This is a genomic window from Bdellovibrio sp. GT3 (assembly GCF_037996765.1).
GTDB lineage: Bacteria > Bdellovibrionota > Bdellovibrionia > Bdellovibrionales > Bdellovibrionaceae > Bdellovibrio.
Map to the genome: position 1 here is coordinate 252,612 of NZ_JBBNAD010000005.1, position 24,411 is coordinate 277,022.

Annotated in this window: 23 protein-coding genes; 8 read left to right on the top strand and 15 right to left on the bottom strand. The window is 47.4% G+C overall.

The genetic code is table 11. The annotated features are described in order from the left end of the window. Positions 1-8 precede the first annotated feature (8 nt). The 5 genes from panB to panD are packed head-to-tail and all read left to right on the top strand — an operon-like array spanning position 9 to position 3,985. Complete coding sequence (panB, locus tag AAAA73_RS08555) at positions 9-806, top strand: 3-methyl-2-oxobutanoate hydroxymethyltransferase (protein WP_340597794.1); 798 nt, start codon at positions 9-11, stop codon at positions 804-806. After that, the gene (gene panC, locus AAAA73_RS08560) at positions 803-1,558 is read left to right on the top strand and encodes a pantoate--beta-alanine ligase (RefSeq protein WP_340597795.1); all 756 of its coding nucleotides are present in this window, start codon (positions 803-805) and stop codon (positions 1,556-1,558) included. Before panB ends, panC begins: the two co-directional genes overlap by 4 nt. Continuing rightward, positions 1,545-2,822, top strand: coding sequence for a bifunctional phosphopantothenoylcysteine decarboxylase/phosphopantothenate--cysteine ligase CoaBC (gene coaBC / locus AAAA73_RS08565; RefSeq protein ID WP_340597796.1), 1,278 nt, complete (start codon positions 1,545-1,547; stop codon positions 2,820-2,822). Before panC ends, coaBC begins: the two co-directional genes overlap by 14 nt. Continuing rightward, entirely contained in the window at positions 2,819-3,589 is a 771-nt protein-coding gene (locus AAAA73_RS08570; protein WP_340597797.1) for a type III pantothenate kinase, read from the top strand. Before coaBC ends, AAAA73_RS08570 begins: the two co-directional genes overlap by 4 nt. 9 nt (positions 3,590-3,598) lie before the next feature. Further along, the gene (gene panD / locus AAAA73_RS08575) at positions 3,599-3,985 is read left to right on the top strand and encodes an aspartate 1-decarboxylase (protein ID WP_340597798.1); all 387 of its coding nucleotides are present in this window, start codon (positions 3,599-3,601) and stop codon (positions 3,983-3,985) included. 50 nt (positions 3,986-4,035) lie between these two features. On the opposite strand, the gene AAAA73_RS08580 is transcribed toward panD, so the two are convergent. Then, on the bottom strand, positions 4,036-4,455 hold the full coding sequence (locus AAAA73_RS08580) for a DUF523 domain-containing protein (RefSeq protein WP_340597799.1): 420 nt from the start codon (positions 4,453-4,455) through the stop codon (positions 4,036-4,038). A 108-nt stretch (positions 4,456-4,563) separates the two neighbouring features. Between AAAA73_RS08580 and AAAA73_RS08585 the strand changes: the two genes are divergently transcribed. Together AAAA73_RS08585 and AAAA73_RS08590 are read left to right on the top strand one after the other, a co-directional pair. Then, a complete protein-coding gene (locus tag AAAA73_RS08585) occupies positions 4,564-6,396 on the top strand; it encodes an ABC-F family ATP-binding cassette domain-containing protein (protein ID WP_340597801.1) in 1,833 nt (610 codons plus the stop codon). Between the two features lie 2 nt (positions 6,397-6,398). Next, on the top strand, positions 6,399-7,199 hold the full coding sequence (locus AAAA73_RS08590; RefSeq protein WP_340597803.1) for a DUF2799 domain-containing protein: 801 nt from the start codon (positions 6,399-6,401) through the stop codon (positions 7,197-7,199). A gap of 28 nt (positions 7,200-7,227) precedes the next feature. Here AAAA73_RS08590 and AAAA73_RS08595 read toward each other — a convergent pair whose 3' ends face one another. Continuing rightward, on the bottom strand, positions 7,228-8,598 hold the full coding sequence (locus AAAA73_RS08595) for a hypothetical protein (protein WP_340597804.1): 1,371 nt from the start codon (positions 8,596-8,598) through the stop codon (positions 7,228-7,230). A gap of 170 nt (positions 8,599-8,768) precedes the next feature. Beyond that, complete coding sequence (locus AAAA73_RS08600) at positions 8,769-10,307, bottom strand: ABC-F family ATP-binding cassette domain-containing protein (RefSeq protein WP_340597806.1); 1,539 nt, start codon at positions 10,305-10,307, stop codon at positions 8,769-8,771. Between the two features lie 151 nt (positions 10,308-10,458). Here AAAA73_RS08600 and AAAA73_RS08605 point away from each other — a divergent pair, with 151 nt between their 5' ends. Then, positions 10,459-11,118, top strand: coding sequence for a type 1 glutamine amidotransferase (locus AAAA73_RS08605; RefSeq protein ID WP_340597808.1), 660 nt, complete (start codon positions 10,459-10,461; stop codon positions 11,116-11,118). A gap of 55 nt (positions 11,119-11,173) precedes the next feature. Here AAAA73_RS08605 and AAAA73_RS08610 read toward each other — a convergent pair whose 3' ends face one another. The 12 genes from AAAA73_RS08610 to AAAA73_RS08665 all read right to left on the bottom strand — a co-directional run bounded on the left by AAAA73_RS08610 (position 11,174) and on the right by AAAA73_RS08665 (position 24,355). After that, entirely contained in the window at positions 11,174-12,469 is a 1,296-nt protein-coding gene (locus AAAA73_RS08610) for a hypothetical protein (RefSeq protein ID WP_340597809.1), read from the bottom strand. Positions 12,470-12,646: 177 nt separating this feature from the next. Then, positions 12,647-13,591: a hydroxymethylglutaryl-CoA lyase gene (locus AAAA73_RS08615; protein WP_340597811.1), complete on the bottom strand. Its 945-nt coding sequence runs from the start codon at positions 13,589-13,591 to the stop codon at positions 12,647-12,649. 17 nt (positions 13,592-13,608) lie between these two features. Continuing rightward, positions 13,609-13,986 carry an acetyl-CoA carboxylase biotin carboxyl carrier protein subunit gene (locus AAAA73_RS08620; RefSeq protein WP_340597813.1) on the bottom strand — a complete coding sequence of 126 codons (378 nt, stop codon included), beginning with the start codon at positions 13,984-13,986 and terminating at the stop codon, positions 13,609-13,611. Next, on the bottom strand, positions 13,986-15,476 hold the full coding sequence (locus tag AAAA73_RS08625) for an acetyl-CoA carboxylase biotin carboxylase subunit (RefSeq protein WP_340597814.1): 1,491 nt from the start codon (positions 15,474-15,476) through the stop codon (positions 13,986-13,988). Before AAAA73_RS08625 ends, AAAA73_RS08620 begins: the two co-directional genes overlap by 1 nt. Positions 15,477-15,553: 77 nt before the next feature. After that, positions 15,554-15,931, bottom strand: coding sequence for a response regulator (locus AAAA73_RS08630; RefSeq protein WP_340597816.1), 378 nt, complete (start codon positions 15,929-15,931; stop codon positions 15,554-15,556). Positions 15,932-15,956: 25 nt separating this feature from the next. After that, entirely contained in the window at positions 15,957-17,786 is a 1,830-nt protein-coding gene (locus tag AAAA73_RS08635) for a hybrid sensor histidine kinase/response regulator (RefSeq protein WP_340597818.1), read from the bottom strand. 8 nt (positions 17,787-17,794) lie between these two features. Then, positions 17,795-18,352, bottom strand: coding sequence for a hypothetical protein (locus tag AAAA73_RS08640; RefSeq protein WP_340597820.1), 558 nt, complete (start codon positions 18,350-18,352; stop codon positions 17,795-17,797). A gap of 116 nt (positions 18,353-18,468) precedes the next feature. Continuing rightward, entirely contained in the window at positions 18,469-20,409 is a 1,941-nt protein-coding gene (locus tag AAAA73_RS08645; RefSeq protein WP_340597821.1) for a GAF domain-containing protein, read from the bottom strand. A 62-nt stretch (positions 20,410-20,471) separates the two neighbouring features. Continuing rightward, the gene (locus AAAA73_RS08650) at positions 20,472-21,332 is read right to left on the bottom strand and encodes an EamA family transporter (protein WP_340597822.1); all 861 of its coding nucleotides are present in this window, start codon (positions 21,330-21,332) and stop codon (positions 20,472-20,474) included. Next, the gene (locus AAAA73_RS08655; protein ID WP_340597824.1) at positions 21,320-22,096 is read right to left on the bottom strand and encodes an enoyl-CoA hydratase-related protein; all 777 of its coding nucleotides are present in this window, start codon (positions 22,094-22,096) and stop codon (positions 21,320-21,322) included. The genes AAAA73_RS08650 and AAAA73_RS08655 overlap by 13 nt, the downstream gene beginning before the upstream one ends. Positions 22,097-22,103: 7 nt before the next feature. Then, the gene (locus AAAA73_RS08660; RefSeq protein ID WP_340597825.1) at positions 22,104-23,711 is read right to left on the bottom strand and encodes a carboxyl transferase domain-containing protein; all 1,608 of its coding nucleotides are present in this window, start codon (positions 23,709-23,711) and stop codon (positions 22,104-22,106) included. An 8-nt stretch (positions 23,712-23,719) separates the two neighbouring features. Continuing rightward, entirely contained in the window at positions 23,720-24,355 is a 636-nt protein-coding gene (locus tag AAAA73_RS08665; protein ID WP_340597826.1) for a DUF4442 domain-containing protein, read from the bottom strand. Positions 24,356-24,411 lie beyond the last annotated feature (56 nt).

The following is a 24,411-nucleotide window of genomic DNA, read 5'->3' on the forward strand; positions in this document are numbered from 1 at the left end:
GACTAATTATGAAATCCATCCTCGACTTCCAGGAAAAGAAAAATAAGAAGCAAAAGATCTCGATGATCACTTGCTATGACTACACTTTCGCGACAATCGTGGCCGAAAGCAATATCGACTGCATCCTGGTCGGTGACTCTTTGGCAAACACCATGCATGGATTTCCAACTACACTGCCTGCCACGGTGAACATGATGGCGCTACATACAGCCGCTGTGGTTCGTGGTGTTGCTGCGAAAAAATTCGTTGTCGCCGACTTCCCGTTCATGGCCAATCGCAAAGGACTGACTGCGACCATGACCGCTGCAGAAAAAATCATGCAAGCCGGGGCCCAAGCCCTGAAGCTTGAGGGCGGGGATGAGTTTACTTATAAAGTGGTTACGCATCTGGTGAACTCCGGCGTGCCTGTGATGGGTCACTTGGGTTTGACTCCGCAATCCGTGAATCAACTGGGTGGTTTCAAAGTCCAAGGCCGTGATGAAAAAGCTCAGGCGAAAATCAAAGAACAGGCTTTGCGCCTGCAAGAAGCTGGGGCTTTCTGCGTGGTGCTGGAGTGTGTTCCTTCCGCGCTTGCCGCTGAAATTACCAAATCTTTGGATATTCCTACGATTGGTATTGGCGCCGGACCTGATACAGACGGGCAGGTATTGGTTCTTCAGGACATGCTGGGCATGAATCCGGGCTTTAAACCTAAGTTTGTTAAAACTTATTTCAATGGCTTTGAAGCGATCAAAGAAGTTTTCAACAATTATCACTCTGAAGTTGAGGCCGTGGACTTCCCGACCGAGAAAGAGAGCTACTCTTGATTCAAGTTCTGCGCACTCCGGCTGAATTTAAAGCCTGGAGAAAAAATCAGAAAGGCAGCGTTGGCTTCGTGCCAACCATGGGTGCTTTGCATTCTGGCCACGAAGAATTGATGAAAAATGCCCGTCGTGAAAATGACGTGGTGGTGCTTTCTATTTTTGTGAATCCCACGCAGTTCAATGATCCGAAAGACTTTGAAAAGTATCCCCTGACCTGGGATCAGGATTTGAAAATCGCCGAAAACAACAAAGTCGATGCGATTTTTTATCCCCGTTATCCGGATATGTATCCTGACGAGTACCGCTATAAAGTTTCTGAAAACACCTACTCGAAACTTTTGGATGGGGCTCACCGTCCGGGCCACTTTGACGGTGTTTTATCTGTTGTGATGAAGCTGTTTAATGTTGTGGATCCGACGAAGGCTTATTTTGGCGAGAAAGACTTTCAACAGCTTTCATTGATCAAGGGCATGGTTGAAGCCTTCTTTATGAAGGTGGAGATCGTTCCGGTCGCCACCGTTCGTGAAAGTGATGGCTTGGCCAAGAGCTCGCGCAATCTTTTGCTAACCAAGGAAGAACGCGAGAAAGCTCCGATTATTTATAAAACTATCACCACTGTGAAATCCGCAGAAGAAGCTACCAAGGCTTTAACTGCCGCAGGATTTGAAGTGGATTACGTGACAGATGTTCAAGGGCGCCGATTCGTGGCTGCCCGATTGGGTTCTGTGAGGTTGATTGACAATGTCCAAATCTAAAGTGCTTTTTATGATGACGGGATCCATTGCGTGCTACAAGGCATGTCATGTGGTTTCACGTCTGGTGCAAGCAGGTTGCGAAGTTCAGGTGGTGATGACGCCTGCGGCTTTGAAGTTTGTTGGCAATGCCACGCTTGAAGGCCTGACCGGCAAACCTGTTGTCAGTGACATGTACTCCCAGGGCAATGTGATGGATCATATTCATCTTATGCGCTGGGCGGATTTGATTTTGGTGGCCCCGGCGACTGCGAACTTTATAAATAAAGCTGCACAGGGTATCGGTGACGATCTGGTTTCCACTTTGTTCCTGGCCCATGATTTTAAAAAGCCGTTCCTATTGGCTCCGGCGATGAATACCTCCATGTATCTTCATCCGGTGACGCAAAAGTCATTGGCGTCCTTGAAATCCTACGGCGTGGAAATTCTGGACTCAGCCTCGGGAATCCTGGCCTGTGGCGAGGAAGGCTACGGCAAGCTTCTGGATCCGGACGAGATTTTAAAAATCACTCTGGCGCATTTACACAAAACTGCACCGCTGGCTGAAAACTCAGTTCAAGCTGTGGCTCCCCGTTCTTCCGAACTTTCTAAAATCAAAGTGTTGGTTACAGCAGGCGGAACGCAAGAACCCATCGACACTGTTCGCACAATCACAAATTTAAGCTCCGGTCGCACCGGCATTGCGCTGGCTGAATACATGAGCCAAATGGGTTTTGATGTGACCTTGATTCAAGCTCACGGTACCGCTAAGGCCGAACATGTGAACCATCGCGATTTCTTTACAAGCTTTGCCTCGCTGGATTCACAGCTTAAAAAGTACTTATCCGAGCAGGAATTCACGCATGTGATTCATGCGGCAGCGGTCAGCGATTACTCGGTGGACTCCATCGAGGTCAATGGTCAACACTACCGCCCTTTGGAAGTTAAAAAAGTCAGCTCTGATGCGGAAGGCATGACTGTTCATCTGAAACGCAATCACAAGATTGTGGATCGACTGAAAGAGTATTCCAAAAACAAAGATGTTAAAGTCGTGGCCTTCAAACTGACCAGCCACGCGACCGACGAACAAAAGAAACATGCGGTCGAGAAGCTGTTTAAGGCTTCCCATGCAGACTTCGTTGTTCACAATGATTTGACTGATATTGATATTATTAAACGCACTCACAAGTTCACCCTGTACAACCATCAAAGCTTTATCGCTTGTGAGAATCTGGATCAGCTGACCAGCGAACTGATCCGCGTAATGTTACCGAAGGAAAACCTATGATCCTATGTCTTGATGTGGGTAATACCCAAATCTTTGCCGGACTCTTTGATAAGGACAAGATGGTCCTGTCATTCCGTAAGAACTCCAAAAGCGGGGCTTCTTCGGATGAAACCGGTATTTTTCTGCGCACGGCAATCCGTGAAAACGGCTTTGACCCGGCACTGGTAAAACAAATTGCCATCTGCTCTGTGGTGCCTGAAGTGATCTACTCCCTTCGTGGCGCGTGCATGAAGTATTTCAATATCAATCCTTTTATCCTGCAGGCCGGGGTTAAAACAGGATTACGCGTGAAGTATCGCAACCCTTCTGAAGTTGGCGCAGACCGCATTGCAAACTCAGTTGCGGGAGCTCATCTCTATCCGAATAAAAATCTGATCATCGTTGATCTTGGCACAGCAACAACCTTCTGTGCGGTTTCCAAGGAAAAGGACTACTTGGGTGGCTCCATAGTCGCCGGGCTGCGCTTGTGCATGGAAGCTTTGGAAAGCAAGACAGCCAAGCTACCTTCAGTTGAGATCGTATCCATGCACGAAGCCCTGGGCCGCACCACGATTGAAAGTATTCAGTCGGGTCTGTACTACGGTCACCTGGGCACTATGAAGGAGATCATTGCGCGAGTGACTCGTGAATGTTTCCCGGATGAACAGCCCTTCGTGATTGGTACTGGTGGATTCTCATCCCTGTTTGAAAAAGAAAAAGTTTTCGATGCAATTATCCCTGACTTGGTTTTGAAAGGTATGCTGATCTCCCTTCAGCAAAATGCTTAGAGGTTATTTATGAATATTTCATTGCTTAGAACAAAAATTCACCGCGCAACTGTCACTGAATCTGACTTGAACTATGAAGGCTCCATCAGCATCTGCCCGGATCTGATAAAAGCATCCGGTCTGGTCATGAATGAGCGCGTGGATATCTATAACTGCAACAACGGCGCACGATTTTCCACTTACGTGATTTTGGGTAACAAAGGTGACATCTGCTTAAACGGAGCCGCTGCCCGTCACGTTCAAAAAGGCGATCTGGTTATCATTTGCTCTTATTGTGGTCTTTCCATGGAAGAAGCGAAGAAATTCGAACCTACAGTTGTATTTGTGAACGAAAAAAACCGCGTAAAAGAAAAACGCGCCGAATCCCACAAAAACAACAAAAAGAAAAAGAAGTAGGTACGGCCTTACCTCCTCCAAAAAAAATCCCGGGTTTCCCGGGATTTTATTTAGTCGATGGTCTCTACTTCGATACCTGCAGCCAAAAGCATCTCGGCCAAAACGCCATTGCCTTCTTTCAGGTTGCCGCTGTATGAACCGTCATAAATTCGGCCGCAGCCGCACATTGGGGATTTGGATTTTAACATTGCTTCTTTCACACCAAACTTCAGCGCGATTTCCAAAGCTTTTTCGGCACCGCATTTGTATTCCGCGGTCACGTCTTTGCCGTTCTTATCAATGACCTTGTCACCAATTCTTTCCGCAGGAGTGCGTGGCGTGGAAAGTCCGCCCATTTCTTCCGGGCAAACAGCGATAGTCATCCCTTCCTCATGGAGGACGGTGACTTCCTCGCGCAGCTGATGTTTTCCATCATAGCGGCACGGTTTTCCAATTAGGCAGGCTGATACCAGGATCTTTCCTTCGCTCATAAGGGGCTAATATAGCACAGGTTGGCACAAATGAGGCCTCCCGAGCATATACTGCAGGGTCGTCTAAAGTTTGGACAAAGTGTGTCCGTACCTTTAGAATGCCTGCCTATGGGAATTACGTTATTGCAGTTACAGGATGGGCATAAGGCCTTTGGTGCTAAGGTTCTTTTTGATCAGGCGACTTTCGCGATCAATGAGGGCGAGCACGTGGGGGTTATTGGGCCTAATGGGGCTGGTAAGACGACCTTGTTTAAGATTCTAGTGGATCAGGAGCATTTGGATTCCGGAATTGTGACTAAGTCTCAGCAGTTGAGACTTGGATATTTGGAACAGGAATCTGATTGGAATGTTTCCGCGAAGGTCGAAGAGTATCTAGAGCAAAGCTGCATCACGCCCCTATGGGAGTTGAAGCAGTTTGGCTTAAAGCTGGGTCTGACCGAACGTCACTTTCAATCCCACTTGAAAGAACTGAGCGGCGGCTTCCGCATGCGCGTGAAGTTATTGTACCTGATTGGACAAGAACCAAACCTGCTGTTACTGGATGAGCCCACGAACTTTTTGGATCTTGAGACCTTGCTGGTTTTGGAAAGCTTTCTGCAAGAGTACAAAGGTGCTTTTCTTTTGATTTCCCATGATCGCGAGTTTTTGCGTCGTGTGACGGATCACATTCTGGAAGTTGAAGCCGGAGACATCGTAAAGTTCGCCGGAAATCTGGATGACTACTTTGAACAAAAAGCAATGCTTGCAGAGCTTTTACAAAAACAAGCCCTGAGCCAAGCGGCTAAAAAGAAATCCATCATGGACTTCGTCACCCGCTTCGGAGCAAAAGCCACCAAAGCCCGTCAGGCACAATCTCGCCTGAAGGCATTGGAAAAGATGGAAACCATTGAACTTAAAGCAGCGCCAACGCACTCGACGATTCATATCCCGCCGGCAAGCCCTACCGGAAAAATGATTCTGGAAATTGATGATGCTGATTGTGGTTACGGCGACAAAGTGATCTTGAAGAACGTCACAGTTCGCCTGGAGCGCGGCAATCACTTGGGTATCGTGGGACTGAATGGCGCTGGTAAATCGACGCTGTTAAAATCCTTGGGCGAGCAGATTCCTTTGCTGCGTGGTTCGATCAAATGGGGCCATCAGGTAAGCTTATCGTACTTTGCACAACATACGCCCGAGGCATTGAACCCAGAACACACTGTTTTGGAGGCATTGGCCTCCCTGGCCCACAAAGACGTGATTCAACAGGATGTTTTGAATATCGCCGGAAGTTTGCTTTTCAGCGGCGATGCCGTTCATAAAAAAGTAAAAGTTCTTTCGGGCGGTGAAAAATCCCGTGTGGCCTTAGGGCAAATCCTTTTACAGAAGTCACCACTATTGCTTCTGGATGAGCCGACGAATCACTTGGACTTCGACACTGTTGAGGCCTTGACCGGGGCCCTTGAACGCTATGAAGGCACGATCGTCACTGTCAGCCATGACCGTGGTTTCATTGGTCGTGTGGCGAATAAAATTTTGGAAGTGAATCACGGGCAGCTGACGCTGTATCCGGGCACTTATGATGAATATGTCTGGAGTTTGCAAAAAGGATTCCTATCCGAGCGTGTGATGACTCCTCAGGATGTGAATCGCGCGAACGCTGACGGTGGTTCTGCGGAGCCTGCGAAATTCAACTACAAGGAAGAACGCAAGCGGATTGAATTGCAGATCAAAAAAGCGCAAAAACTGATCGAGGACACGGATAAACGCTTGGCTGTACTGGCAAAAAAGCGTGATGATATGAATGATCAGCTTATTTCAGGAACTGCAGCAAACACTGCAGGCTTGGCCAAGGATCTTCACGAAGTCAGCGGACAGATCGAAGATCTGGAGACACAAATGCTTCAGGCCATGGAAGACCAACACACTTTTGAACAGGAACTAAAAAACCTGATAGGATAGTTATGAAAAGTCTTGTCTCTTTGCTTTCGATTTCAATTTTACTTTCTGGCTGTGCCAGCCATTTAAAGAAAGATTGTGAAGCAACCAACTGGTTCCAACATGGCGAAAGCGTAGCCATGCGTGGTGAGTGGCTTTCCTCAGATCCCAAGTTACTGTCCTGCCGCAAAGAAGAAGCGGAAATCAGCGAATCCCAAGCGGACCAGGGTTTTAAAAGTGGTCGCATCAAATACTGCACCAAAGAAAACTCCTACTTGGTTGGTAAATCCGGCGATCCATTTACTCCGCAATTCTGTGAAGGCTCTGATGTAAAAACTTTGAGCTCAAGCCACACCAAAGGCATTCGCGACTACTGCGCGAAGAGCAATGGCTTCACTGCAGGCGCATCGGGCAAAAAGTATCGCAACCTGTGCCCGACGGATTTGGAGACCGGATTCATGACTGAATATAAAAAAGGTCGTTTGAAGTACGTGGAAGCCCAAATAAAAAATGCCGAAGACCGCCGTCGTGAGTTGGACTACAAGATGAGAATTGCTGTGACAGATGTTCACTCTGCACAAAGCCGCGTAAGCATGCTGCGCAGTCAGCAGTCCGCACTTGAATCCCAACGTATATTTGCAAATGACAGCAACAATAAGGCGCTTAAAGACAATATCAACAATCAGATCACGGCCCTTGATTCAGATGTTCGTAATGCACAATGGAAAGCGAATGACGCCGAAAGAGCAAGAAACAACATCCAGGGAGAAATGGATCGCTTGTCGAAAGAAATCAGCGACTATAGAACCGAAATGGCGGGACTATAAAAAAAGGGGCTTCCAAGCCCCTTTTCTTTTAGAATCTAAACCATTCAATCGCATCGACGTAAGCCTTTGGCTGATAAGCATTGGCTGTTTTATCCCAACGCACTTCCTGCCAGCCCAGACTTTTAAATGATTTGCTATCCACATCGCGATTCTTGATAAAGTCTTTAACATTCAAAACATTTGCAAGATCATCACGCTTCATTAACAAAGACGGCAGATGGAACTGAACAAACGACATGCCTTTGTTCTCTAAGGCAAAACCCTCGGCCCCTGTTTTCAGAAATTCCGAATAGCGTACTTCCGCCTTGGCGTCACAGTGCTCGACCACCAAAAGCTTCTCGGTGCTTTCGGAATAGTCCATCACATAGCTGAAACTAAACCCGCCACACTTCTCAACGATGGTGCGATTGGATTTGATCTGGCCAAATGTTTTAATCGGAATCGGAAACTTGGATGGCAACATCCACAGGTTGTCCTGATCACGCAAGGCAATCTGAGTTTGCGGCTGGGCTTTGGCAATCTTCATGAACTCCTGAAAGACTGCCGCATTAGAACTGATCGGTTGATTGCTGACGTACAGCACATCAAAGCTCGCCTCAGCAAATGCCTTGTGATAGCCCCGATTTTGCAGTTCGTTTGCAAAGCTCGCAGCAAAAAGACGATAGGTATTGGAAGACTTACCCAAATCCGAGCTGGAGATATAATGATTGAAGTTCTTAAGCGTCGCCGAAGCACGAGCCAACACGGAAGCTGATTCATCACCGGCTACCGACAATACTGGATTGTACTCCTGACGTAGCAGATTCGATATCCCGCGTGTGAACTTGTAGCGCTCCCCTACTGAGAGATTTTTGTAAGCCTTAATCCAGCTGCTTAAAATCAAAGGACGCAGACTCATTTCCAGAACTTCAGTCTCAATACTGGAAAGATCCTGGCTGTTTGCACAGATCGCATAGTCTTCTGATTGCTTCCAAGGGGAATCACAATACGCAGCGGGGGACTTGATCACATAAGGCCACTTCACCGGAAGCAATGCTGTTTTCAAGTGCGTCTTGGGATCACCGATATCCAGATCACCTGTTTGCAGATAAACCAGGAAGTCTGTCGCAACCTCCTCCAAAAGTTCCTGCTGAACGAACAAAGTCTCGTTGCGCTCACGGTACCAGATCTTGCTGATGGCCTTCTCAAGATGCCCAGGTGCTTCGATCAGGTTTTGACCGATATAGATTCTGTGCCCATGAATACGGAACATGTTTGGATGATCCGCCGTGATCAGGATCTGCACCTTTTGATAGAAGGGCTCAATACTTTCCAGCAGGCGCTCTGTAGCACCCACGCGAAGACTGAGGTCCTTGATATTTTGACCAAAGTAACTGCTATAGCGGGTCGCCTTATTCACCGAACAACGAAAGACCTCGTCGTGCTGCTTCCCGGAGGTTCTGTCAATTTTCTCGACAACCTTGGAATCAATACAGAGAGGCCTTTGGTTCATCTTGATGACGACCAGGCTAAGTATGCCAAAACAGACAAAAGATAGAATTGTGAGCCAACGTGAAAGCATATCAAGAACTAGGATTGCAAAAGGCGGACCTCCCGGGTTTGAATTTTCTGCAGGAATACGAGGTCATGGGAGATCACGATCAAAGCTCCTTGATAGGAGTTTAAAACGTCCTCCAAAACCTCCAGGCTGCTTATATCCAGATTATTGGTGGGCTCATCAAGAACTAATAGCTCCGGAGTTACATCAGAAAGAAAGACCTTTGCCAGACAGAGTTTAAGCTTCTCTCCACCACTTAAACTTTCGGCTTTCTGATGCACTCGATCCGCAAAGAATTGAAATGCCGCAAGCTCATTGCGAATCCATTCCGCCCCTTTACTGGAAACCTCGATAATGTTTTCCAGGACAGACTGATCAGGACGAAGCATGCTGTATTCCTGGTCTATCAAACTGGTTTTCAAACTCCCCACAGACATGGTCCCGCGGAGTTCACCTAAGGGAGACTCACCTTTGGATAGCAACAGCTGCAGAAATGTGGTTTTTCCCGCGCCGTTTCTTCCCGTGAAAGCCCAGCGTTCCGGTCCTTTCATGTGCAAAGTCAGATTTTCAGGCCACAGAAAATTTTCGGCTCCAGAGAATCGGAAATTAAAGTCCGCCACTGAAAATATCAGCTTCTCAGTCGGGACTTTCACTCCCAGATCCTTTAATCGCAAAGTGGATTGCGTTCGCATCCCTGCAAAGTGCGATTGAAACTCCGTACTGGCCTGCTCTGCCCTTTGCGTTTCATTGGAATTAATACTTCCGAGTGTGACTTGAGCCGCCCTTTTCAATCCCCCCACAACAATGCGGGGAATACCGCCTTTGTCAGCGATAGCCTGTCCACGGCGCATGCGTTTTTCCTGTGAATCCACTCTTTCGTGCAGCTCGCGCTCGGTTTTCTTTTTCTCCCGGCGCAACTGATTCAGTGTGGATTGTTCCTGCTCGATTTCCTGATTGCGCTGCTGCTCATAGAACGAATAGCTGCCACCATAAACCCGCATCCCTTGATTGGACATCTCCATGATCGTCTCCATGGATTCCAAAAGCTCGCGATCATGACTGATAATCAGAAGATTGCCGCTAAAGTCCTGCGCGAATTGCACGATTCTTTGCTTGGCTTCGCGATCCAAATTATTGGTCGGCTCATCCAAAATCAGTAAGCCGGAATTCTCGGCAATAGCCTTTGCCATTCGCACCCGGGTCCACTCTCCACCGCTGAGTTGTTTTAGTGGTCGATCAAAAGGGATATCCCCCAACAATGTTTCCTGAGTCACAGCATCCAACTGGTTTGAATCCCAGATGTTCACCAGTAACTCACCGACAGTTTGTTCGGGCCGATCTTCCATTTGTTTTAAGTACATGATCGGATGACTCGCATGAATCTCCCCTTCCGTCGCAGAAAGTTCTGACGACAGAATCATAGCCAGCGTGGATTTGCCAATACCATTGGGGCCGACCAAACCATAGCGACCGGCTCCCAGGCTGAAATTCAATGACGAAAACAAGCGCAGCCCATTGCTGTGCTCATAGCCCACATTGTGAGCTGTGATCTGAAATATTCTATTTTGCATATTTAAATAATCCATCTCTTGGGATCCAGAAGGTCCCGAATGAGGTTCTTAAAATAAAGAATTAAGATGGATTTATTTTCTCATAGACGCCGGGTTATCCCCGGCCGATCCAGTGTAGCAAAGAGTTTTCAATTATGCTAGTCTCCTGCCAATGAAGAAGCTTTTAATCATTCAGCACGAATTTGATGGCCCTCCCGGCACCACCTTGGACTGGGCGTCTCAGAATGGCTATGCCGTCGAGTTCTGGCATCCGGCAGATGAACCCCAGATTCCTGATGCCAAGGCCTACGCGGGCGTCGTTATTTGCGGCGGCAGCATGGATACCTTCGAGGTTGAAAAACATCCATGGCTACAGACTGAGAAAAAGTTCATTCGGAATTTGATCGAGAGTAATATGAAGATCTTTGGCCTTTGCCTTGGCTCACAACTGATTGCCGAAATCATGGGTGGTAAAGTTCTGATCCATGAACCTGGCTGGGAAGTGGGATTCGTTCCGGTTCATACCACTGATGGCGAAACCATTCCGGCATTCCACTGGCACCACTGCACCTTTACGCTGCCACCAGGAGCAGAGCTGATTGCCACCAATGATTTCTGTAAGAATCAGGCCTATAAGATTGGTGATAATATCATAGCGACCCAGTTTCACCCGGAAACGACTGAGGATTGGATCAGGGAGTGCGCTGATGAGGTGGGCCCCCACCAGCAAGGTATTGTTCAAAACAAAGCCGAGATGCTGGCTGATTTGCATCTGCAAAAAACATTGAGAGATTGGTATTTCAGACAGCTGGATAAGTTATTTAAGTCTTAAAAACAAAAAAGGCCTGGGAATCCAGGCCTTTTTTATTTTGAATTATAATTTCAAACTACATCGAGAAAATTCTGGAACACGCACGAGTCAAAGCATCACGTTGCTGATTTTTAGCAATGAGCTCAATAAACTTCTTACCTTCTTCTGTGGTAATATTATAAGTCTTTCCGCGATACATTCCACTCACACCAACACCACCCTTATTCACAAGAGCCGTGCCTGTTTGAATTTTAATTTCTCTCTCAAACTCTGCAAAGAAGTCCTTACCCCACTGGTTATAGGTCTCGATGGACATCCACGTTGGGGGTTCATTTCCATGCAGAATACCCACTGACACCGAAGCATAACCTTTCTTAAGGTTGCTTTGCTCCCAGGCTTTGGTGATATCTGTTCTGCCGACTTTATCAAAGAAGTCCTGAGTCAGATAAGTATCGCCGTAGTCACGCAAAACGATCTTACCCGTCGGACGCATCTTCGCATCCAACTCTACAAGGAAGTTTTGCGAGTGTGGTGAATCGTAAGTCATACCCGTCAACGCAAAGAACTCAGCAATCGCACGCGCGAGGGGCTTGTTATAGTGCTCATTCCAATACTCTGCCGGATCACTGGAGCCATTCAGTTTTGCGATCTCGCGGCCCTTTTGTTCATGCATGATTGAGAAACCAGGAACATATGTTTTTCCCGAATTCGTTAATGTGTCGTACGAACGAATAATCATACCCTGATCGATAACAACTTTACCCTTGTCGTCACGGGTTTCGATACCGAACGCCAATGGCTCATCAAGTAAAACGATATTGTACAATTTTGGTTGCTTCGCAATTTGGTCTTCCACGAAATCCGTCATCATACGGATTTGCTTACCATCATCCCAGTCCTGATGCTTGTCACGCCAGTGACCGCCAGTCTTATCTGTGGAGCCTTTAAAGGAGAACTCTGCCTTGGACACCGGATCGACGATAATATAACTGCGGGAAGCAGTCATATAGCCTTTATAATAGACTTTCTTGACAGGAGTGATGCCATTGGCCTTCAGGAAACCTGCGATCTCCTGCCACCACTTGGTGTCTTCTGGATTGATGATCCAGCGAAGGTACTTCACGCCTTTTTCTTCATGAATCAAAGAATTTACGAACTTTTCAGGAGAGCGTTTGGCGATGTCCGCCTGCACCAGGCTCAAGGGAATATCATAGTGATAGACCATAACCTCTTGATTACTACGCGTGGCTACTGCGTTGGCTTTGGTCTCCAGATTAACCAATTCCTGCATTTCCTTGCTGATGGCGTGGGAAAACGACGCCCAAACCATATTGGAAATCAAAGCAAAGCTTAGAGCTCGGTTGAACTTCATAATAATAGTCTCCTGATACGTTTTAAGTTCCGACCCGCGTGTTTCAAGAGAAGTACCAAGTTTTCAGGGGCTCAAATTGAATTAATTTGATCTAGAGGAGGAAAATCCGACAAAAGAGCGCAACGCGGCAGTCAGTGTTAACAAACTTAACACCGTAATTTGCTTGAAGAAGTTCAATTATTTACCGTTCGGAACTTTACCGAGTGGTTTTAGAGTACCGACTTTACCCACTTTGGAAGGCAGAGCGTGTTGGATTTTATCAGACATCCAAGGATCAATTGCGATTAGTTTTTCCAGGTTCAAACCGGTCTTAATACCCATACCGTGGAACATGTAAACCACATCTTCAGTTGCCACATTTCCCGTAGCTCCCGGAGCATAAGGGCATCCACCCAAACCACCAAGGCTGGTATCGAATACACGAACACCCACTTCAAAGGCTGCTAGAATATTTGCCAAAGCCTGTCCACGAGTATCATGGAAGTGACCCGCTAACTTTTTAACTGGAACCACTTTTTTAATTTTCTTAAACAAGGAATGAACCTGACCCACATTCGCCACACCGATGGTGTCGCCAATGGAAAGCTCATACACACCCAGCTTATGCATGCGCTGAGCAAGTTTCACCACGCGGGCTTCAGGCACTTTACCCTCGAACGGACAGCCAAAGCACGTGGACAAATAGCCGCGCACCTTGATCTTGTGTTTCTTGGCTAAGGCCATCACCGGCTCAAAGCGTTTGAAGCTTTCATCGATCGAGCAGTTGATATTTTTCAAAGAGAATGATTCAGAACAAGCCGCAAAAATCGCAACTTCCTTCACACCACTGGCGATAGCATCCAGCATACCGCGCTCATTGGGAACCAAAACAGAGAATTCAGTTTTCTTGGGGATCTGACCGGATTTTTGCAAACCGAAAGCCTTGCCAACAACCTCTTTAGTACCCGCCATTTGCGGAACCCATTGAGGGGAAACAAAAGCACCGATCTCCACACGTTTTGTGCCGGCTTCAATCAAACGACGGGCGAATTCAACGCGTGTGTCAGCATCCAAAACGACTTTCTCGTTTTGCAAACCATCTCTTAATCCCATTTCCACAATCGCAACTGAATTCTTCGCCATAAATTTACCGATTAAAATTACTCTGCAGCAGGTTTAATTTTTACCAAAGCTTTACCCAAGGCAACTTGTTCGCCAACAGCACAAGACACAGAATCAATGGTTCCTGCGATGTCACACTTCAAAGTGTACTCCATTTTCATGGCTTCCATCACCAAAACTGCCTGGCCCGCTTTTACGACTGTACCTGGTTGCACTAATATCTTAGTCACTTTACCCGGCATCGGCGCAATAACTGTATCAGAAGATCCACCTGCACCCGACTTCTTGCGTGACTTACGTCCAGAGCCGGCGTCCATGGTGAATGTACGTCCATTGCTATGCACCCACAGTGTGCCTTGAAGTAATTGGGCTTGGGCTTTGTGATCGATACCGTCGATACGAACTTTGATTTCCATTAGATACCTCTCCAGTAAGACGCCCACGGAGACGTGTTCGCTACTGCTCCAGCCGTTTGCACACCACGAGCCTGAGCCAATGCTGCCGCCGCAATTTTCTTTTCAGCTTCAGTCAGTTCCGGCTCTTTGATTGGATCCGCAAAATAGGTCTCGATGAATCTTGTCGTCATCGTGCCCATCACAAACTCTTTGTGGGACAGAATCTCGATCAAATAAGGAATGTTCGTGTGAACACCAAACACCACAGAGTCTTTTAGAACGCGGATCATTTTTTGAATCGCACGCGGACGGTTTTCATCCCACACGATCACTTTCGCAATCATCGGATCATAGAATGGTGTGATAGTGTCCCCGGAATCAAATCCATATTCATAACGACGACCCGGCCCCTCAGGCCATTCAACAAGTCCCAACAAACCGGTGCTTGGAACGCCACCCATGTACGGGTTTTCCGCGTAGATACGGCACTCGATGGAATGACCACGTGGCACGCGGATTAGTTTTGGATCATGGATGTATTCACCTTGTGCAGTCAGGATCTGCATTTTAACCAGATCCACACCCAGTACTTCTTCAGTCACTGGATGCTCAACTTGCAGACGCGTATTTACTTCCAGCAAATAGAATTCACCATCTTGAAGCAGGAACTCCACTGTGCCCGCGCCTTTGTATTTACCCAGGGTCGCAATCGCACAAGCGGCCTCACCCATTTTGCGGCGAAGATCTTCGCTCAACGATGGAGATGTTGCTTCTTCGATAATTTTTTGATGGCGACGTTGCACGGAACATTCACGGTCAAAGAAATGAATCACGTTTCCAGTGGAATCACCGAACACTTGAAATTCAATGTGCTTGGCGCGATCCAGATATTTCTCCAGGAATACTTTCGGTGAACCAAATGCCGATTGCGCTTCACGCTGAGCGGATTCAATTAACTCAGCCGCCTCATCAGAGGACTTAATCAATTTCATACCGCGACCACCGCCACCGGCAGCAGCTTTCACGATCACGGGATAGCCAATGCGCTCGGCTTCTTGAATCAGATTGGCAACAGCTTGGTTTTCACCTTGATAACCCGGCACCAATGGAAGGCCCGCTTTTTTTGCAAGCTCCTTACAATGAACCTTGTCACCCAAAGAACGAATGGAGTCTGCAGAAGGTCCGATGAATGTAAGACCCGCTTTGGTCACAGCTTCTGCAAAGTCTGCATTTTCAGACAGGAAACCAAATCCCGGATGAATCGCTTGTGCTCCACCGGCCAGGGCGCCATCGATATTGGCTGCGATGTTCAGATAGCTTTCTGCGGTTGGTGCTGGACCGATGCAGATTGATTTTGTGGCCATGCGGAAAGCACGGGAATTAATATCCGCCTCAGAGTGCAGAAGAACCGTTTCGATTCCCAACTCTTCGCAAGCTTTGATAATACGAACCGCGACTTCTCCGCGATTTGCGATTGCAATACGTGTGAATTTACCAGGCATTTTTGTCATGGTGCAAAAGCTCCAATTTTAGAGCTTTATCTATATCCATAGACCTGGCTTAAGGCAACGAAAAGACGGCATTTTCCCTATGCAGCTTGCGGTTTCGATAGCGCATCCAAAACCCCGAACACCTTCTCCTCCAACCCTTTTGAGTTGAAAGGTTTTAATAGGAAGCCTTTGATATCGTATTTACAAGCTTCCTGAATGCGCTCAGTGTCCGCGAGACCGCTCATAAGCAAAACCGGCGTGTTAATTTTCAACTCTTCGCGCAATTTTTTGAGCAATTCCAACCCACTGGCCTTCCCCAGCTTTACATCCAAAAGAATCAAATCAAAGGTTTGAGACTTTAGTTGCGCCTCCGCCTCACCCGGATCCTGCGCCCCGACGACCTGACAGTTCCTTCTGGAAAGAATCAACTGCACCGCAGAACGAATCGTTGGCTCGTCATCTATGGTCAAAATCATTCGCTTGTTGCTGTTATTGTCCATATTAGGCCACTTTCTTTAGCACTTCACGTGCCAGATGTTCTGCTTTAAAAGGTTTTTGAATAAACTTAACTGAATATCGATTTCGAAGTTCAGTGATCTCTGCACTTTCCGCATAACCACTGGAAAAAATAAATTGCGCATCCGGAGCCACTTCACGCATGCGATGAAACGCCTCAATGCCGTTCATTTTTGGCATGATTGCATCCAGAATGATGATTTTATATTTTCCCGGATTTGCGCAAAGCTCGGTCAAAGCCAGTTCACCATTTTCACACGCATTCACACTGGCACCATAGCGGCTTAAAATATCACTTCCCGCCCGGCGCATGGTTTCCTCGTCATCCGCCAGCAAAATTTCCTGTCCCAACAAAGATGTTCTCGACGGAATGGACATCCCCGATACCGGCGCTTCTTGATAGTAAACTTTCTTGGAGCGTGGGAAATACAGATGAAATACGGTTCCATGGCCCGGCTCAGAATATAAACCGACGGCACCTTTGTGATTTTTCATAATTCCATAAACCATCGACAAACCAAGCCCCGTGCCGGAGCCCGCCTGCTTCGTGGTAAAGAATGGCTCAAATACTTTTTCCTGAATTTCTTTGGGAATCCCACAACCATTATCTTCGATGGAGAGGCGAACATAACTTCCCGGCGTAACGGATCTGTGCAGATTGCAATAGTCCAAATCCGCATCCACGTTGGTAGCCGTGATCAGGATTCTACCCCCAGCGGGCATCGCATCCTTGGCATTGACGGCCAAATTCATCACAACCTGAAAAATCTGGGTAGAGTCACCTTCGGTCGGCCATAAATTGCGATCAATCTTAATTGCCACACTTACTTTTTCATTCAAGGATGGCTCCAACAAAGCCACTGTTTCGGCGACGGTCTTTTCCAGATCCACGATCGTGTGCTCGTAGTTGCCTTTACGGGCAAATGCCAACAGCTTCTTGGTTAACTCAGCTCCACGTTCGGCGCTGCTTTCAATCACACTCAATGAACTGACCAGGTGTTCATCCTTGGCATAGTCCTCTTTTAACAAACTCGAATACGCCAGAATACCACCCAGCATATTATTGAAATCATGGGCCACACCGCTGGCCAGCTGTCCGATGGCCTCAAGCTTTTGTGACTGCATCAACTGACGTTGAGTGACTTCAAGTTCCTCAGTTCGCTCTTTCACATTCTTTTCAACTTGTTCGTTCATCATCTCCAGCTGAACCTGACGCGCGGAAAGCTCTCTCATGGCTTTAAGTGTGTTCAAGCAACCTGGAACCAGAAAAGCCACTTCAAACAACACCCAACCCGTGTGCTCCATCCACTCCCAGTGGCTGACATTGGCAGTACCAAAGACCGACATCGGCCAATAAATCCCGCGCAGCAAATGATCCAAGGCGGCCACTGTCGCCGCAGTCATTATCACTTTCCAATCCCGGTAAAAGGCCAGGAATGCAAGCGAACCAAAGATATGAAAGTGAGTTTCGACCCGTCCCCCCGTCAAATGAATCAACAGGGCAGACATCATCATTTGCGTCACTGCAATCACGTGTCTGGTGATGACCTCACCGGGACGAAGAATAACAAAGCTGCACGGAAGAAAAGTCAGCAAGCCACCAAGAATCAAAGCCGCCCAAACGTGAGGATGCAAAGTGCTGACACTGCCACTATACGACTTGGGAGTAAGAACCACAGCGCAACCAATGGCAAACAACCATTGCCCTAGCATCAGGTAAGAAAACAGACTATCCGTACGCAGTGCCACGTGAGTTCGCATCGCCGTAAAAATTTTCTCTGTCCGCTCTTCAGCAATTCTGTTTAGTTCTTCCATAAATCTTTCTAAAGGTGACAACCAAAGGTGGGTGTTCTGGCAAACTGTGTTTTAATAAAAGGACCGGTGACGATTCGCTCAATTTGCAAGGCTCCCGGACTGGAACCTTCGTGTCCCCGGCTGATGGTGATTCCACCCTGAAAAAGCAAATTTCCCTCTGGGGCATACAATACCGTTTGCCCCGACGTCAGCGCCCCCATGGAGCGGGCTACGCTTCGATTCAAATCCGTTTTGACATCAATGTTTGCGATGGCCCGGGCTTGTTTTTCGATTTGCTGCCCATCAAATGAATCCTGGGGGTCGTAGGAAATAAAGACTTTCACTGCCATTTGCGTCCCGACTTTTTCCTTTAGTCTGGACAGTTCATTCAAGGTAGCTTGCGTGCAGGTACATTTGGGATGAGCAAAAACAAATAATGTTGGAACTTGTTTATCAAGATAGGTTTCCGACAAGGAGGACGGATAGCGATCCGGCGCATCTTGTTGCTCCCCAGGAGTGAAACTGAATTTTTCGAAGAGAAAAAATCCCGAGGTCAGAAGAGTTCCAGACAGGATCAAACTCAACATAGAGAGTTTCGATCGATTCATAGTGATTTACTTTTCGGTGATTATTACCAAATCTTAATTCACTTTTAATTATTTTTTGACTGGCCATCCTGGAGGATTAAGCGGACCCCTGCGCACTACGCAGATTTATTCAACTCGTTTAATTTTTCTGACACGAAATGATCCACCATCTTTTGATAGCGGGCATGCAGAGATAAAGCCGTAACGTCTTTTGCAATCAATTGCACCAAACGCAGGTCTTCCTCGGTAAAAGGTGAGACTCCACGCTTATCTGAAAACGTCATCACTCCTAAAATCTCATTTCCCATTACCAATGGACACAGCAAACATGAGCGAGTTCGATATTCGTTGGATTTAATATGAGCCCGTTCTTCATCTGTGATGCGGTCCTCTTTTTTGAAATCGTCCACCAGCAAAGGACTGCGGGTTTTCATCACCCGTCCGATCAGACCGTGACTTGGATCAACAGTCAGCGCGACTTCTTTCAATTTATTGGTCGGCCCATAGATCGCCTGCGCATGAAGCAAAGGATCATTGCCTTTTAAATCCACCAGATAAATCGTGGAACGTTCGGCATTCAGGTGTGAGCAGATAATGTCCTGCATGTTCGACAGTTTTTCATCATAGGAATCAGCGCCAGAAACAATATTCGTAACCTTTTGCAGAACCTGAATGGAGTTCAAACTTTTCAAATTGGATCTTTCATGGCTGGCATAACCAAAGATCGTGTAGACCGCAAAGAACAACGGGAATCCCACAGGAAAGAAATTATCCAAAACCTGCGCGGTCGGGCCATCGATCCACGCTGGGTTTGTTTTCATATAAATTTCCGCAGTCGCAACGATACCAAATATCAATCTGCGGAAATCATGAACCGGAACACCTGCACGGTGGCGAAGACTGGTTAATACGACCACCGCCAAGTATAATGTCGCTGCGACTGAAATCGCAGTAGTAATCCAACTTAGACTGGCACTTTCAGCTGCTGGCACGAAGAACAATGCGGTAAACACCACACCAGCCAGGATAAAGTTTGCTGCCATCTCGACATGTCTTTTTGATTTCTCCAACGCTTCCAAAGCAACAAACGGCAACGCCACAAGGCCCGCAGACAACAGACTGATTGTCTGCATTGCATGCTCACTAAACCCGGTGACCTCCACCGGAACTCTTTCAACCAAACTTAGGCTGCCGATTGAAAACACCGTGGACAGGTAAATTAACCGACGATCCTGTGGAGTGAAAAGCCACAGTCCACAAGTTGCCACTGCAAAGAGTGGATTCAGTACAATCAGGTTTTTCCAACTTGCCACAAAATGAAGTAAGGCCGTTGGATTAGTAAGCCCACCCTTGGGCACCAGGAACACGGCCCAAATAAAAAATCCTGCAATCACCAGAAATGACAAACTTGCGATCATCAAACTGTTTTGCAGGGTGATTTTCTGAGGCAGCCACTTTTGCAAGTGGGACTGAATAGAATTGTTATCCCGTATATTGAGCCAAGGCAGATCAATCGAGTAACTGACAACCGGCTTTTTAATATTTTTAAGTTTTCTCTCTTTGATGGGAGTGAATTTCAAATCAATCTTGTCACTAATCTGATCCACAACTTGCTGACTAATGCAAATTCCGCCAGGAGGAGCCAGTTTTTCCAGGCGTGACGAAACATTCACATCGTTTCCGAACGCATCTTCCTCGGTCGCAATAAAATCACAAAGATGGATGCCGATTCTAATCTGGAATCTTTCATCCACCATTCCGCCCAGATTTCTTTGATAGAGCTGGGATTGAATGTCGTAGGCGCACTTTACAGCTTCAAGGACGCTGGGAAACTCAATAAAAAATCCATCCCCCAAAGTTTTGATCTCACGACCACCATAGGATGGAAAGATCTCTCGCAGAATGTTGGTTTTCTCGCCCAGTAACTTCATCGCCAAAGCTTCATTGCGATGAAATATAGCGCTATACCCCACAATGTCCGTGAACATCAAAGCGGCCAACCGACGACGATCAACAGCGGGACTGAATTTTACAAAGGACCTGGTGGATAATGGCATTCCGAAAATATCGGAGGAAAGTTTATTTCCTTAACTCGCAGAAATACGAGGAAACTCCGAACTCATGGCTGAACTGGCACTTCCGTTCGACGAGATGTGAGAGAACTTCCACAAGATGCGACCATCACGAATAGAATCGCAAGCCACTGAATACTTGATAGTTCCTCACTTAAAAAAACTAGTCCCATCATTGCGGCCACGGCTGGCTCCAGACTCATCAATACACCGAAAGTTTTGGAGGGAATTCGTCTTAATGCGATCATTTCTAGTGAAAATGGAATTGCGCCCGACAACACTGCCATGGCCAAAATATTAATCCACAACACTCCTGTATAAGTGGACAATGCAAAGTGTGGAATTGCCGGCAAAACGACCGTCAAGGAAGCCACCGTCAGTCCCATAGCGGTGGCAGCCCCGCCGGGAATTCTTGCCCCGACTTTTTTGGCCATAACGATGTAAATTCCCCAGAATGCTCCAGCGACCAACGCCAGAATCACGCCCGAGATGTCTATGCTTTGAGAAAAATCGGAATGCGGCAGGATCAGAGCAATCCCCAACAGTGCAAACAACACCCACAGACCATCGATCCATTTTTTGGAACCAAGAATTGCCACTGCCAAAGGCCCCGTAAACTCCAAGGCTACGGCAATGCCCAGTGGAATTTTTTGAATCGCAAGATAGAAGGTCATATTCATGCAACCCAGACAAACACCATACAGCGCGACAATACCCAGAGTGCTGCGGGAATAACGCTGCATCCAAGGTCTATAGATTATCAAAAGAATGAGAGCAGAAATGCTGGCGCGCCAAAATGTTGCCGCCTGCGGACCGATCAACGGAAAGAGCTGCTTGGCAAAGCTTGCGCCACCCTGTACTGACAAGATGGCGATAAAGACACAAAGTATAGCGACTAACTTCTCCATGAAGGTTCGCGTTTTTCCAGGAAGGACTTCAAACCTTCCTGACCTTCATCGCTGGCACGACGTTCAGCGATCAAATGTGTTGTGCGATCCCGCAGCTGCTCCCAAGTCAGATTTGCAATATCGTTTAATAGTCTTTTGGTTTCACGAACAGCTTCCGGTCCCACCTGTCTGTAGTTGGCCAAAACTTTTTGCAAAGCCGTGTGACCCTCTCCTGCAGGAACAACTTCAGTGACCAGCCCCGCTTGTTGGGCGATATGGGGATTAAAGACCGCACCTGACAACATCAATGGACGAACTTTACCCGCCACAGCTTTTCTTTGCACAAACGCGCTGATAACCGCGGGCGCAATTCCAAGTTTCACTTCACTGAAGCAAAATTGAGTGCCCTCTTCGGCGATAACCTCGTCACAAACTGCAACAAGCCCCAAAGCGCCGCCAAAAGCAGCACCATGAATTAAACCGATAACCGGCAACGAGCATTTCGCCATAGTTTCAAACATCGCAAACAACAACAAAGAGTCTTCACGGTTTTGATGATAAGAAAAATTCACCATTTCTCTCATCCAGTTCAAATCCGCACCGGCACAGAAGGATTTGCCTTCACCCTGCAAAACAACCGCGCGCAAATCGTGGCGTTTGTTCAGTTGATGAAACGTCTCCGTGATCTGCGCAATCATTTCCGGATTGAAGGCATTGCGCACATCGGGCCTGTTCAATTTCACATAGGCCACATGATCCATTTCAACAACATTTAAGAAAGACATCCAGGACCTACATTCTGAATACGCCTTGGGATTTTTCTCCCCAAGACTTGTTAAGACTCGCAGCAATTCCCAGCGCCAACACTCGACGCGTATCTGCCGGATCGATGATGCCATCGTCCCACAAACGAGCGGAAGAATAATACGCTGAACTTTCATGCTCATACTTTTCAAGCGTCGGACGTTTGAACTCCGCCTGATCGTCAGCACTCATCGACTGACCTTTCGCCGCCAATTGATCCAACTTCACAGTCAGAAGAACGTTGGCCGCCTGTTCACCACCCATCACGCTGATTTTGGCATTGGGCCACATCCACAACTGACGAGGCTGGTAAGCACGACCACACATTCCGTAGTTGCCGGCACCATAGGAGCCACCAATCACCACCGTGAATTTTGGTACGTGAGCGTTGGAAACAGCCATAACCATTTTAGCTCCGTGTTTCGCGATACCTTCGTTTTCGTACTTCTTACCAACCATGAAGCCGGTAATGTTTTGCAGGAATATCAAAGGTACTTCACGCTGTTCACAAAGCTCAATAAAGTGAGCGGCTTTTTGCGCACTCTCAGAGAATAGCACGCCATTGTTCGCAATAATTCCGACTGGCATTCCGTAAATATGTGCAAAACCAGTGACCAGAGTTTTTCCGTACAAAGCTTTGAACTCATGGAAACGGGAACCATCCACCAGGCGCGCAATGATTTCACGCACATCAAATGGCACGCGGGAATCTTTTGGAATCACGCCATAAATTTCCTGAGAATCAAACAGAGGTTCTTCCACTGGCAGGATCTGCATCGTCACGGTTTTTTTATGATTCAAATGAGCCACGATGGAACGAGTGATCTCGACCGCATGTTCGTCATCTTCAGCAAAGTGATCAGTCACACCGGAATTTTCACAGTGAACCTTGGCACCACCCAACTCCTGCGCATCGACAACTTCCCCAGTTGCCGCCTTCACCAATGGAGGACCACCCAGGAAGATCGTGCCGTTTTCTTTTACGATAACTGTCTCATCACTCATGGCGGGAACATATGCTCCGCCTGCAGTACAGGAACCCATCACCACAGCAATTTGCGGGATACCCGCAGCCGACATACGAGCTTGATTATAGAAAATACGACCGAAGTGATCGCGATCTGGGAACACATCCGCCTGCATTGGCAGGAAGGCACCGCCGGAATCGACAAGGTAAATACAAGGCAATCCATTTTCAAAAGCGATTTCCTGTGCACGCAAATGCTTTTTCACGGTCATCGGGAAATACGTGCCGCCCTTTACAGTGGCATCATTCGCAACGATCACACATTCGGTTCCATGAATCACACCAATGCCGGTGATTACACCAGCACCAGGAGCCTGACCTTCATACATGTCCCAAGCAGCCAGAGTTGAAAACTCCAAAAACGCAGTGCCACCATCTACCAGGGCTTCGATACGCTCACGTGCCGTCATTTTACCACGGGCTTTATGCTTTTTGGTCGCGTCAGCGCCGCCGCCCTGTTTGACCAGCTCAACTCTTTCTCTCCATTGACCGACGACATTCATCATCGCATCACGGTTCGCTTTAAAATCAGAGGAGTTTACATCAATGTGACTATCAAGAACTTCCATAGGACCTTTTACTCCACATGCCCGGACAACGCCGGCGTGTGCTTTAGTTTTAATTGCAGTTGCACAGAACCCACCGCCTGATCATTCTCGTCAAAAACTTGAACGTCAGCTGTGGTTGCGGATTCGCGGCGATCCCTAAGGTCCGCCAAAACCACCTCACGGATGTTTTCCGCAAGCTCCATACGCAATCTGCACTCACCTGTTTGCACTTTAAAAAACTCAGATTCAATTCGCGTAACAGCAATCTCGAAATTTCCCAAAGGGGCATGACGCATCCACAGAATCTTTACCGCCTCGATGGCAGCACTTAAAAGTGCTCCCTCGTGCATTTGTTTAAGCTCATTCATATTTCGGGTGCGAGCTGGAATCACGATTTCAATCTGCGTGTCTTTCAGACGGGAAATTCTTAAACCCATTCCGGCTGAAAAAGGTCTAACGATATCAAGCGCATAACCCAGCGCAGCATGAGACACCTTAGGAGAGACCTCCTCCAACAGTGCTGCCAGGTCAGCGGCACTCAAGCGAATTCCGCGGTCTTCCAACTGAGTTTTCAGGCCATCTTTGGCCTGCTGAAGCTGCTGACGCAGACTTTGTTCAAGCTCAATTCCCTTAGACATTAAGATTGTCAGCCATTGTTGGTTCATGAGATATCCTTTTCCCTAAGAGTATTGAAAAATCTAAGATATCATGCTCCGATAAA